At 66.6% G+C, this 13,187-nt stretch carries 8 protein-coding genes and 1 tRNA gene; 2 read left to right on the top strand and 7 right to left on the bottom strand.

Going from position 1 to position 13,187, the window contains the following annotated elements; translation table 11 throughout:
- Positions 1-56 precede the first annotated feature (56 nt).
- Positions 57-1,838 (bottom strand): methyl-accepting chemotaxis protein, encoded by a 1,782-nt coding sequence (locus SSA01S_RS03115; RefSeq protein WP_167348882.1) that lies wholly within the window; start codon positions 1,836-1,838, stop codon positions 57-59.
- Positions 1,839-2,025: 187 nt separating this feature from the next.
- Positions 2,026-3,057 carry a M48 family metallopeptidase gene (locus SSA01S_RS03120; RefSeq protein ID WP_082794900.1) on the bottom strand — a complete coding sequence of 344 codons (1,032 nt, stop codon included), beginning with the start codon at positions 3,055-3,057 and terminating at the stop codon, positions 2,026-2,028.
- A gap of 195 nt (positions 3,058-3,252) precedes the next feature.
- Between SSA01S_RS03120 and SSA01S_RS03125 the strand changes: the two genes are divergently transcribed.
- Both SSA01S_RS03125 and SSA01S_RS03130 read left to right on the top strand, forming a co-directional pair.
- Entirely contained in the window at positions 3,253-4,626 is a 1,374-nt protein-coding gene (locus tag SSA01S_RS03125) for a class II 3-deoxy-7-phosphoheptulonate synthase (RefSeq protein ID WP_058751456.1), read from the top strand.
- Between the two features lie 122 nt (positions 4,627-4,748).
- A tRNA-Glu gene (locus tag SSA01S_RS03130) sits at positions 4,749-4,823 on the top strand.
- Between the two features lie 270 nt (positions 4,824-5,093).
- Here the strand turns inward: SSA01S_RS03130 and SSA01S_RS03135 are convergent.
- The 5 genes from SSA01S_RS03135 to SSA01S_RS03155 all read right to left on the bottom strand — a co-directional run bounded on the left by SSA01S_RS03135 (position 5,094) and on the right by SSA01S_RS03155 (position 13,181).
- Entirely contained in the window at positions 5,094-6,590 is a 1,497-nt protein-coding gene (locus SSA01S_RS03135) for a tryptophan halogenase family protein (RefSeq protein ID WP_061779175.1), read from the bottom strand.
- Positions 6,591-6,629: 39 nt separating this feature from the next.
- Positions 6,630-8,648: a hypothetical protein gene (locus tag SSA01S_RS03140; protein ID WP_206379003.1), complete on the bottom strand. Its 2,019-nt coding sequence runs from the start codon at positions 8,646-8,648 to the stop codon at positions 6,630-6,632.
- 14 nt (positions 8,649-8,662) lie between these two features.
- Positions 8,663-11,545, bottom strand: coding sequence for a TonB-dependent receptor (locus SSA01S_RS03145; protein ID WP_061779177.1), 2,883 nt, complete (start codon positions 11,543-11,545; stop codon positions 8,663-8,665).
- Positions 11,546-11,649: 104 nt separating this feature from the next.
- A complete protein-coding gene (locus SSA01S_RS03150; RefSeq protein WP_061779178.1) occupies positions 11,650-12,594 on the bottom strand; it encodes a FecR family protein in 945 nt (314 codons plus the stop codon).
- Complete coding sequence (locus SSA01S_RS03155; protein ID WP_244885540.1) at positions 12,591-13,181, bottom strand: RNA polymerase sigma factor; 591 nt, start codon at positions 13,179-13,181, stop codon at positions 12,591-12,593. The genes SSA01S_RS03150 and SSA01S_RS03155 overlap by 4 nt, the downstream gene beginning before the upstream one ends.
- Positions 13,182-13,187 lie beyond the last annotated feature (6 nt).

Below are 13,187 nucleotides of genomic sequence, written 5' to 3' on the forward strand. Positions count from 1 at the left end.
CCCTGCCGCCCGAAAAAGAAGGCGAAAGGCGCGAACGCCCCCTGGTCGGGCGCGGATCAAAAGCTGCTCCAATCGTCCTCGTCCGCCTTGACCGCCAGATTGCCCTGAACCGGGCGGCTGATCCGACGCGGTGCGGCGGAGGCAGGCGCAGCGGACGGAGGCGTGGCCGGGCGACGCATGTCGACAACCGGTGCAACAGGAGCGGGAGCCGCGCCATCGACCCGGAAACGGTTGATCTGCTCCTCCAGCGAACGCGTCTCGCCCGACAGGGCACGGACGGCGGCCGTGACTTCCTCGACCATCGCGGCGTTGGCCTGGGTCACGCCGTCCATGTCGTTGATGGCCAGATTGACCTGCTGGATACTCGTCGCCTGTTCGGTCGCGCTGCCCGCTATGGCCCCGACCAGTCCGGCGATCTCGCCCATGCCGGTCGCGATCAGGCGCAGCGACTCGTCGGTCTTGCTGGCCAATTCGACGCCGCTACGTACCCGCTCGACGGTGGTGGTGATGCGCGAACTGATGTCGCGCGCCGCCTCGGCCGAGCGCTCGGCCAGCGCCCGGACTTCGGAGGCGACGACCGCAAAGCCTTTGCCCGCATCGCCCGCGCGGGCTGCTTCGACACCGGCATTCAGGGCGAGCAGATTGGTCTGGAACGAAAGGCCGTCGATCACCGCGATGATCTCGGCAATTTCACTAGAGGAGCGTTCGATATCGCCGATCGCGGAGACGGTGCGACGCACGATGTCCTCGCTATTCGCCACATCGTCGCTCGCCTTGCGGACGATGCTCTCCGCCGATTGCGCCTTGGTGGCGGCAGCGGTGACCGACTGCGCGATCTCGTTCATCGCGGCCGAGGTCTGCTCGATGCTGGCGGCCTGCTGCTCGGCGCGGCGGGCCAGATCGTCGGCGGCCTCGTTCATCTCGACCGTGCCGCTCGCGATACCCGCGGCGTTGACCCGGACGGCCGCCAGCGCCGCCGACAGGCGCGACACGGCAGTGTTGAAGTCGCGCTCGATCGCACCATAGGACGGCGGGAAGCCGGTCAGTTTGACCGTCAGATCGGAATGGGCCAGCTTACCCAGCGCATCGCCGATACGAGCGACCACCTGGTCCTGCTCGGCATCCGATTTCGCCTTGGCGACGGCCGCTTCGCGAAACACGACCACCGTGCGCGACATGCTGCCCAGTTCGTCGCCGCGGTCGGCATCGGGGACCGCCACATCGTTACGGCCGCGCGCCAGCTCTTCCATGACGCCGGTCAGGCCAACGATCGGCCGCCCAAGCGAACGCGCCAGCAGCATCGCCATCGCGACAGCCACACCGATGAGCACCACGCCGCCGACCAGCAGGCTCCACTGGCCCGTCCGCAGCGCATTACTGCGCGCCGCCCGGACGCCAGCCATTTTTTCGACGACTTCGGCCCGCACCTCGCGCAGGCCCTTCAGAACCGACGTGACCCGCGCACGCTCGCTGTTCTGCCGCAACCAGTTTTGCGCGCCATCACGATCGGTACGAGCTCGCTTGATCAATGGGTCGCCGATAGTACGACGCCACTGTCGCATATTCTCATGGGACGCAGCGACACGCGCCCTGGCGGAGGGATCGTCGACCAGCAGAGCATCGAGCTTGGCGGCGGCGTCCATCTCGGCTTCTCGCGACGAATAATATTGCTTCAGATATGCCTCATCCAAAGTGATGAGGAAGCCGCGCATCTGGCTGTTCTCGCGCTGGACCCCATCCTCCATTTCCAGCGTGTAGCTGTAGACATCCTGTCCGTGGACGCTTTTGACGGTGGTCGACTCGATCCGGGAGAAGGCCCACCAAAGAATACCGCTCATGATGAAAACCGACAGAATGACGGTCGCGAACGATAACCCGATTTTCTTCGGAATGGGCAGGCTTGAGAACATGGTGATCCCCCGACATCTCGCGGGCCCCGACGGCCACGAATGTATCGAGTTTTACCGGCCTATTTCAAAAAAGTTCGTTAAGCGAAACGCCCTTTTTCCGATACCTGCCAACATCTTAACGCAGAGGAACACCGGCCTGGTCGATCAGCGGCGGATGATAGGGAATGGGTGACCCCGCCGGGATCGCGGCGATCTCCGCCGCCACGGCATCGGCCCGCGCGGAGGAGGAAGGATGGGTGCGGCTGCGGAAGATGCCGCCATCCACTTCTCCGCCATGCTCACGCCAGAAGCGCACCGCGTCCTGCGGGTCGTAACCGGCATTGCGCATCAGATGGACGCCCAGCAGATCGGCCTCGGTCTCGGTCTGGCGGAACAGGCGGCCGTTGCGCCCGAACTCGGACAGCATCCCGCGCTTCACCCCCGCCGCATCCAGCCGGTCGCGATGATGCAGGATATTGTGCGAAAATTCGTGCGCGACCACGACGGCGATCATCCGGTCGTCGAACCGCTCGAAGAAGCGCGACCCAATCTGGACGATATCGCCGTCCGCCGACGCGGTCAGGCCCGGCCCGATCAGCATCTCGAAGCGAGAACGGCATCCCGGTTGCGCCGCGACCGTCACCTCGCGCTTCTGGCCTTGGCGCAGGATGGTCAGATGCAGCGGTCGGTCGGCGGGCTCGGCCATCAACTGGCGCTGCGCGGCGTCGCGAGTCGCCGTGTTGGCCTGCGCCACCCCCGCCGGGTTGACCGTTAGGGGCTTGCCGTCGATCGCCTCGATCGTGTCGTTCGCGACAATCCCCGCCCGCGCTGCCGCGCTGCCCGGTACCACCGCTTCCACCGCGACCGGCCCCTCGAAGCCGAAGATCGCGGGCAGGTCCTTGCGCACCGCCGGGTCATATTGGTCGATCGCGTGGATCAGGATGCCCGGCGTCGGCGCGCGCTCGCTACAGATGGCCGCATTGGCCGTCGCCAACCGCCAGGCGATGCTGCCCAGGCGCAGGTCGGCATCCCGCATCGCCCCGAACAGCGCCGTATCGTGGCTCTTCTCGGCGACCAGCGGCGCGGCGGCGGGCGAAACATCCGGCACGGCCAGCAGGAAGGCGGACAGGGCGACGATCGCCGAGGACAGAAAGGGTGCGCGCAACATCACGGCTTCTGCTAGCCGCTCCCGACAGGAACCGCAAAGCCGCCTGCCGCAATCCTGTGCGGCCGAGCGCAATCCGGTATCACACGCAACAATATACGCGACTTGGCCATACTAAACGCCAACTTCATTGCGTATGGGCGCAATTGGGCGCATGGGCGATCTTCCGATACCAGAAGACGAAAGAGCAGGACGATCATGGCCGCGAACTGGGCCCCCGAAAGCTGGACCAACGCCGAAGCGCGCCAGCTTCCTCGTTATCCCGACCAGAATGCGCTGGACGCCGCGACCAAGACGCTGGCGACCTATCCGCCGCTGGTCTTTGCGGGCGAGGCGCGCAACCTGACCGCCGAGTTGGCGGAAGTGGCCGAGGGCCGGGGTTTCCTGCTCCAGGGCGGCGACTGTGCCGAGAGCTTTGCCGAGCATAGCGCCAACAACATCCGCGACACCTTCCGCGTCATCCTGCAGATGGCAGTCGTCCTGACCTTCGCCTCCAAGCTGCCGGTGGTGAAGCTGGGCCGCATGGCGGGCCAGTTCGCCAAGCCGCGTTCGGCCGATACCGAGGTCGTCGGCGGCGTCGAGCTGCCCAGCTATCGGGGCGACAATGTCAACGACATCGCCTTCACCCCCGAAGCACGTGTGCCCGATCCCCAGCGGATGCTGCGCTCCTATGCCCAGTCAGCGGCGACGCTGAACCTGCTGCGCGCCTTTGCGCAGGGCGGCTATGCGAACCTGCACCAGGTGCACCGCTGGACCCATGACTTCATGGGCCGCAGCCCTTGGGCGCAGAAGTATAGCGAGATGGCCGACCGGATTGGCGAAGCGCTGGACTTCATGGCCGCGTGCGGCATCGACCCGTCATCGGTGCCCCAGTTGGCGCAGACCAGCTTCTACACCAGCCATGAAGCGCTGCTGCTGCCGTACGAACAGGCGCTGACGCGGCAGGATTCGCTGACCGGCGACTGGTACGACACCTCGGCCCATTTCCTGTGGATCGGTGACCGCACGCGCTTCGAGGGATCGTCGCATGTCGAGTTTCTGCGCGGCATCGGCAACCCGATCGGCGTGAAGTGCGGCCCCAGCCTGGAGCCCGAAGCGCTGCTGCGGATGCTCGACACGCTGAACCCGGGGCGTGTGCCCGGCCGCATGACGCTCATCACCCGCTATGGCCATGACAAGATCGAGGCGCATCTGCCCAAGCTCGTCCGCGCCGTCACGCGCGAGGGGCATCCGGTCGTCTGGTCGTGCGACCCCATGCACGGCAATACGATCAAGGCGGCGACCGGCTACAAGACCCGCCCCTTCGATCGCATCCTGGCCGAGGTGCGCGGCTTCTTCGCCGTCCACCGTGCCGAGGGCACCCATGCGGGCGGCATCCACGCCGAGATGACCGGGCAGAACGTCACCGAATGCACCGGCGGCGCGATCGACGTGACCGAGCAGTCGCTGGCCGACCGCTACCACACGCACTGCGACCCGCGCCTCAACGCGGGCCAGAGCCTGGAACTGGCCTTCCTGCTCGCCGAAATGCTCAACGAGGAAATGGCGGAGCGCCGCAAGGCCGCCGCCTGACCCAGGTCAAGGGCGGGATGGCAAAACGGCCACCCCGCCCTTTTTCGAGAAATGCGATTTCTTCGGGTCCAGCGCTTGACGCCCCCGCCGCCCCCGGCTAACAGCGCCGCTCCACTGCACACGGCCCCTTCGTCTAGCGGTTAGGACGTCGCCCTCTCACGGCGAAAACACGAGTTCGATTCTCGTAGGGGTCACCAGCCGCAGAAACCTGCGCTTTTTGCTGGATCGGTCGGTGCGATTTGCCCCACCAAATTCATTGATTTTGCTCCGGCACATGCGACGAGCACACCGCCTGCCGTCCCGCTGCTGACCAATCACAGCTTCGCCGAGTATAGGTTGGCGGCCTCTCGCGGCCGCGTCCTAAAGACTCAGGGTCGGGGTCATGTGCTGCGGGAACATCTTCCACGCTGTTGGAAGACGCTATCAGGATCAACAGCGCCTTTCGGCCTCCCGAAAACGGGTCGCCGCTACGCACTCGCAGACCGACGGCCTGGGAGAGGCGGCATGGCCGCCGCCGTTTTCGCGATCTCCGCTCTCAGCATGGCCAATTGGCGCAGATTATCTTCCGCCCCTAAGACCTCGATCAGCGGATTATGGTCGCCGGGGCGCTCGCCCTGGCCGTCCAGCACCGCGAACCAGCTGGCGTCGCGGAACAGTTCGTCGGTGGCCAGGACGATCCGACCCGAGCTTCGGAAATGCCCCAGCTTCTCCGCCAGCGTATCGGGGATCGTCATCGCCTGTCGCTCACGCCACATCGGTTCGTCGCGGCCGGTGGTGGCGTGGTAATGCAGGATCAGGAAATCGCGTATGTCGAGCATTTCCTGCCCAAATACCCGGTTGAACTGCCGCGCGAGCAGGGGCGAGCCATCGGCCGCCGGAAACAACGACAGGAGTTTGGCGATACCGCTCTGGATCAGATGGATGCTGGTCGACTCCAGCGGCTCCAGGAAACCGCTGGACAGGCCGATCGCGACGACATTGGCACGCCACGCCTCGCTTCGCATGCCGGGGGTGAAACGGATCAGGCGGGGGTCGGCGAGCGCCGGGCCGTCCATACCGGCGATGAGCGAGGCACGTGCGGCCTCTTCGTCCTGGAAGCGACTGGAAAAGACATAGCCATTGCCGACCCGGTGCTGGAGCGGAATGCGCCAGCGCCACCCGGCCTCGGCCGCGGTTGCAAGGGTGTAGGGCGTGAGATCGCTCTCCGCCGCGCTGGGCGCCGCCCAGGCCCGGTCACAGGGTAACCAGTGCGACCAATCGTCAAAGCCGACACCCAGCGCCTGGCCGATCAGCAGCGCGCGCAGCCCCGAACAGTCGATGAACAGGTCGCCGGCCACGGCCTGCCCGCCGTCCAGCGTCAGCGAGCGGATAAAACCGCTCTCCCCGTCCTGCTCCACCGACGCGACGACGCCCTCGATGCGGGTCACCCCGGCCCGCTCGGCCAATCCGCGCAGATAGCGCGCATAGAGCCCGGCGTCGAAATGATAGGCATAGCCCAGCGTCGAGAGAAGCGACCGGCGATCCGCGACGGGACGCGCGAACCGCCCCGCGCGCGCCGCCTGCGCGGTCAGCGAATAGGCCTCGGTCGACGCAAGGTCGCCATCGGCCCGCGCGCGGATCAGGCGGTGGAGGAACATCGCGCCGTCCCCCGGCGGACCGAAGGTACCGAAGGGATGGAAGTAGCGGCTCCCCTCCCCATTCCAGCCGACGAACTCGATACCGAGCTTCACCGTCGCCTTGGTCTCGGCCATGAACTGGCGCTCGTCCAATCCGATGATCTGGTTGAACCAGTGGATCGTCGGGATGGTCGCTTCACCGACGCCGATCGTGCCGATGGCATCGGACTCGACCAGGGTGATGGCGACACCCTGCCCCGCCAGCGCGCGCGACAGCGCGGCGGCCGTCATCCAGCCCGCCGTTCCCCCGCCCAGGACCACGATCCGGCGAATGCGCTTGTCCGTCATGGCCGCGAGCCTAGCCGATCATCCCCAAGCCTGCGAGCATCAACGGGCGGAACAGGCGATAGTCTGGCCCGCCGGGCGACGCAGCGCGAGATAGACGGTGCTCCACAACTGCGCCGCGTTGGACTCGTCGACATCGGCCCCCGCCGCCCCGAAGGGCACGACCTGGTAGCGGCCATCGGCATAGCGCCACGACCATAGCTCGGAGCTTTGCACGCTGCGCGTCGCCTCGATCCCGTCCCACAGGCAGGACTGGGCACGGGCGAGCGATGCGCGGACATCGGCGGGCAGATCGCGCCGCTCCAGCTGGCGGGCCAGCCCCGCCGCGACCAGCGCCTGTTGCCAGCTCCACACGACCGTGCCGTGATAGGCGTTGGGCGAGAATCGGCGCTGGATCGCCGCGTCGGCAAAGGCCGGGTTGGCGACCAGCATTCCGACGCCCGTTCGCAGACCCGCCGGGAAGGCATCGGTGAAGCCGCTTGCCATCACCTTCAGTGAATCCGCCGGGGGCCGGGCAAAGAGCAGCGCAAAGCCGGGATCGCTGTTCTGCACCGGGATCGGCCGCCCCTGCGCGTCGAGCGCGATCGCCGGGAAGCGGACCGGTCCCAAGCCGATCGTCGCCAGCGCGGGTGCGTCCGGCACGCCGATCATGCGGGCATAGCGGCGGACGGCCTGGCGCGCCGCGGCAGGGGCCAGCGTGATGTCGAACAGCGGCGGCGCCTTGGTCCGCCAGATATCGGCCACCGCCCGCGCTTCGCCAAACGCCTTGGCATCGCTGACGGCGAGATAGGGCCGGAGCAGCCCGCTGGCCTCCAGGGCCGCCACCGAGTCCAGCGCGGCGGGCACGAGCACGGCGTTGACGTCATAGGGGATACGCCCCCCCGCCAGTCCGTCATTGCTGTCGCGCCATTCGCCCGCATCCATGCCGGGCTTCAGCGCGATCAGGCGTGCGGCGACCGGATCGCGGGCAAAGGGCTGCGCCTGGCGAAGGACGAAGCGCAGGTTGCGCACCATCCGCGCGCCCAGCGTCTCGCCATCCACCCGCCGGGCGAGAAATGCCGCCGCCCGCGCCCGCCCCCGGGGATCGTCGAGCAGCCACGCCCGCGCGACCGGCGCCAGCATATAGTCGCTGTCGACCATGTTGTAGTTATAGACCGGCGCGTCCGATAAGCTGCCATCGGCCTTGCGGTGGTCGAGGATGGCGAACTCGCCGATATCCTCCTCATGCGCCACCTCACCCTGGGGAGACAGGCGTGCCAAGACCGAAAACAGGCCCGTTTCCACCGCCGCCGGCTGCAGCGCAGGCATCAGCAGACGGACGGACATCAGCGTGTCGCGCCCGAAATAGGTATCGAACCGCCACGATCCCGCCAGGAACTTCTCGGCATAGCTGAGGAAGGTGAGCGCGTTGCGCGCGCCCTGATCGGGCTGCGCCTTGGCATTGAGCAGGTCCGCCCCCGCGCGCGGAGTCAGCGGCGTCTCGCCGGTCAGGGCCGTCACGGTAAAGCGTATCCGCCCGCCCTGGCCCGCCAGGATCGCGCCGCCCTCGATCCGACCATCCGTGACGGTCATCGTCAGGTCATAGCCCGCCGCTCCGTCGAGCCGGTCGCGTGACCAGCGGATCGTGTCGGCGGTCGTTCGGGGTGGCGTCAGCACCTCGGCAGGGGCGGTGCCCAGCGCCTGATAATCGCGGATGACGCGAATGCTGGACAGCACCGCCTGGCGCGGAACCAGGCGCGCCGCATCGATCGTCGCGGTAAAGCGTACGCCGTGGAGCGGTCGCCCCATGGCATCGTTGATCGTGACCGGCTGCGGCTCCCCCTCCAGCCGCCACGCCGCGTCCCGGGCCAGCGGCTCGAACCACAGGGCGGTGCCGCTATTGCCCGCCGGAAAGGCGACGAGCAGGCGGGGTTGCTTGCCCGATCGCAGCACGACATGCGCCGCGACCGGGCCGGAGCGCGTGAAGCTGTTGACGTTCAGCCCCTCGCGCAACGCATAATGCTCAACCGGTGCCGCGCCGGTCAGCCCCAGCAAGACGGCCAGACCCAGCGACAGCCGCAACCCCGCCTTCCTCCTCACAGCTTCAGCGTCGCGCTGAAGAGCGCATTGCGCCCGATGATCGCGCGGCCATAGAAGTAGCCGTCCACGATCGTCTGCGTCTGTCCCTGACGCGGATTGCCCTCGGTAAAGCCCTTCACATCGGTCAGGTTGTCGACGCTGACCGACAGGTTCAGGCGCGGCGTGGCGTCGATGCTCGCCCCGATCGAGAAGACCCCGTATTCGGGCAGCGCAATGCCGTTGCCGCTGTCGGCGAAGATCTTGCCGACATATTTGTACCGCCCGTAAATCTCGCCCAGCCCGCCGGGCAGGACGAAGGACGGGGTGACGGTCAGCAGCTTCTTGGGCGTACGCTCCGGCGTGTTGCCGTCATATTGCGGCTGGGCGACGCCATTGAACCGCAGGTTGCTGAGCTTGGGGTCCTGATAAACGCCTTGTACGTTCAGGCTGAAGAACTCGACCGGGCGCAGCGTCGCGTCCAGCTGCACGCCATTGGTGAAGTTATCCGCCAACGCGTTGCTCGCCTGCGCCGGATTGGCCGGATTGATGAACTGATAGGACTGGTCGCGGAACTCGGTGCGGAAGCCGATGACCGAGGCGTTGAAGCCATTGGCCTTGAACCGCACGCCGCCTTCGTACAGCGTCAGCCCGGACGGCGCATGGGTGCCGCCGGTGTCACCGCCATTGGTCTGGAAACCATGCGCGCCGCGCACATAGAGCGCGACATGATCGGTCAGCTCGTAATTGATGCCCGCCGTATAGGCCCAGTCGGAATAATTGGCGGTCTGGCGGGTATAGGTGCCCCTGAACGTGCTGCCGACATTGTCGTACAGGCCCGGCGTTCCTGCAGGCACGGCGGCGTTGACGGCGGCGCTGTTGCCAATGTCGACCCGAACATGCTGATGCTCGTAACGCGCGCCGAAGTCGATGTGCAGCCGGTCGCCGATGGTCAGTTCGTCGTTGAAATAGGCCGACAGCGACGTCACCTCGTCATTGAACAGGCCCTGCCCCCAATTACCGTAATTAACCATGCCATTGTTGGTCAGCGATCCCAGCACGCCGCCCGCTGCGTTCAGCGCGACCATGTCATAGACGTTGGAATCGTTGCGCACGTCGTTCAGCACGGTGGCGACCGCCGACTGGTTGTTGGAACGACGGACGTTATAGACCATGCCGCCGACGGTCAGCGAGTTGTCGATATTGCCGCCGCCGAAATCCCATTTCGCGCCGAAATCACTGCCGAAATCCTTGGTCGTCAACGTCTGATGGTTGAGCACCGTCTGCTGAAGCAGGCCATTGCCGTTCAGGCCGTTGAGAGCGGCGGTGTTCGACGCGGCAATCACCTGCCCGGTGCGGATGTTGCGCAGGCCATATTGCGCGACGCCGGGGAAGCGGAGCGCCGCAACCTGGAAATAGGTCAACGGCGAACCCTGAAGCGGGGTCAGCCCGGCCAGCGGCGAAGACGCCGGCGTCAGATAGTTGAGCGCCGAGGTCAGGCCCGCGGTTCCCGAGCCGCTGCCCGGGAAGATGCCGTTGAAATCATAGGACCCGTCCAGATAGCGCGCGCGGCCGAACAGGCGCAGGCTGGGGCTGACCGGCACCTCGACATCGATGCGATAGGTATTGGCCTTCACATGAACGCCCTCGGCCGAGCTGAACCGGCGCAGGCTCTCACCGGTCGCAGGCGCATTGGGCACCAGGAACTGGGTAAAGCCGCGCCCACCCGCATCGTCACGCTTCAGGTCGAGGCCGGGCACGCTGCTGATATCGCCATTGGCCGACACGCGGAACGGCATGTCCGCATAATAGGGGAAATGCTTGTCGCCATGCTTGACGGTGAAGCGGACCAGCCCGCCACCCGAGAATTTCTTCTCCAACATAGCCTTCACGTCATAGGCGTTGAAGGTGAAAGGCGTACGGCGAACGCCCTTTTGCGAGGTAACATAGCCGCCGACGTTGAACGCCCAGCCATCCGCGATCGGCGCGGAGAAATAACCATCGGCACGCAGGTCGCCATAAGTGGTGCCGGTATAGCGCACCATCGCCGTCGCCTTGTCATGGTCGGGCTTCAGCGAGATGAAGTTGATCGTCGCGCCCGCGCCATTGGGGGCCAGCACGCCCGACGTGCCACCCTCGACCGCTTCCAGCCGGTTGATGGTGATGTCGTTCTGGAAATAAAAATCCGCACCGCCGCCGCCATAGAGGATCGGCATGCCATCCTCTTCCAGCGTGATGAAGGTCTGCGCGCCCCCGCGCAGGCCGCGCACCGAATAGTTGTTCGAGATCGGCCCCGCCGTGCCTTCGACAAAGACGCCGGGCACCAGTTCCAGCGTCTCGGCAGTCGAGCGCGGCGCCTTGCGCAGCAGGTCCGCCGCGCTGGCCAGGGTGACATTGGACGAGGAGTTGAACAGCGTCCGGCGATCGGAGGTGTTGCCGGTGACGATGATCTCGCTCTGCGCCCCCGCATCGGCCTGCGCCGTCTCGTCCGGGGAGGTGGCACCGGCAGCTCCTGCCTGCGCACCGCCCGGCGTCATCCCGCCATCCTGCGGCGCGACGTAATCGACCGTGCGGGGCTTCGCAGGAGCCGCCGCACCGATCACCGCCGTGCGTCCGTCGAACGACACCAGACGCAGCCGGCTAGGCGCGATCAGTCGCTTCAGGCCTTCCTCGATGCTCAACTGCCCCCTGACTGCCGAGACGATCTGCCCACGCGTTACGTCGCTGGGCGCGAGAATCTGGATACCGGCCTGCTGGGCGAAGCGGACCAGTCCGGTGGTCGCGGGCTGGCGTGGAACGTCGAAGTTGCGAACCGTCGACTGCGCGGCGACGGCAGGCGACGCGATCCCGGCGGCAATGGCCACCATCGACACGAACGGAATGGTCAGAATCTGGCTGCGCATGACACCCCTCCCTGGAATTTTTGACGCGCTTCATATGGCGCTGATCCAAGGATGCGCGGCCGCTTCGTTTCCGTCGGTGCGGTCAGAAATTTTTTAAAAGGATTTTACTGGAGAACAATGCGGGTCACATCGCCCTTGCCGGGAAGTTCGCGGCGCTCGACCCGGCCGCCGACCATCGCGGCGCTGGCGGCGGCGAAACCGTCGACGTCATAGATGCGAAACCAGCCCACGACCCGCCGCCCGGCCAGCTGCGGCGCGACTTCCAACTGGTCGTTATTGTAGCGGTTGAACTCCGCCGCCGCTTGGCCCAGCGTCATGTCGTCCAGCACGATGCGCCCTTCCCGCCACGCCAGTTGCTGGTCCGATGCCTGCGGCTCCATGGCCCGCACCGCCATACGGCCCGGTTTCAACACCGCCCACTGGCCCGCCGCCACGGCGCGCGGCGGATCGGCGCTGTCGACCGACCAGATCTTCACTACCCCCTTGGTCACCACGACACGAGCGGCGTCGCCCTCCCGCCGGACATCGAACGCCGTACCGACCGCCTGGACACGGTACGGGCCGCTCGCCACCACGAAGGGGCGTTTCGGATTGTGCGCGACCTGGAACCAGGCCTCGCCCTTGTTCACGTCGATATGTCGCTCGGCGGGCGTGAACGCCACGCGCAGCGTCGTGCCGCTATTGACGAGCGCGACCGATCCATCGGCCAGCGGCATCCGCCGAATCTCGCCGATCCGCGTATCGATCCGCTCCGCCCGGTCCGGCCAGAAGCCAAGGCCCAGCCCGGCAACGAGCGCGGCGGCCATCGCGCCGCCGCCCCATCGTCGCCAATGCCATCGATCGCGCTCCGGCGCCCGCCCTTCCCCTTCATCGGATCGCCCCGACAGGGCACGCACCCGATCGAGCAGCCCCAGCGCCGCCGTGGCGCGCAGCAAAGCCCCCCGGTGCCGCGAATCCTCGTCCAGCCAAGCCGCCAGCCTGGCATCCTCCTCGCCATCCAGGCCCCGGTCGATGGCGGCGGCCCAGCGACAGGCGATGTCGTCGATCATCGCCAGCCTCCCGTTTCGTGACGGGTCGCACGTGCGTTCCGACGTTCGCGGCGGCGGATCGGCAGCTCGGCCTTTTCCTCCTCGCTCAACTGGTCGAGAATCCGCTTCAGCCCGCGCGCAACGTCATTTTCCACCACGGTTTCAGGGATATGCAGCCGCATCGCGATGTCACGCTGCGCCATACCGTCGATCTTGCGCAACCGGAAAATCTGCCGCGCCCGGTCCGGCAGTGCATCGATCAGCCGCTCGATGCGGGCCAGCATATGCCGTTCGGCGACGATCTCCTCGGGCGAATGGGAGAGGTCGGGTGCATTGTCCAGCTCGGCCAGACCGCTCGCCGCGTCGATGCTGACCACCCGCTCGCGCCTGATCTGCTCCAGCACGACGTTGCGCGCGGCGCGGAAGAAGTAACGGCGCGGGTCGTCGATATGGGCGAACCCATCGAGCCTGCTGATCCGGCAATAGGTTTCCTGCACCACGTCATCCACGTCGACAGCCGGGAACGCCGCGCGCAGCCAAACCCGCAACTGCCGCTCATGCGGCAGGATGTAACGGCCGACCCAGGCGATAAGCTGATCCGAATGCACGCGGCT

Origin of the sequence: Sphingomonas sanguinis NBRC 13937, assembly GCF_001591005.1 — a bacterium.
Taxonomy (GTDB): domain Bacteria; phylum Pseudomonadota; class Alphaproteobacteria; order Sphingomonadales; family Sphingomonadaceae; genus Sphingomonas; species Sphingomonas sanguinis.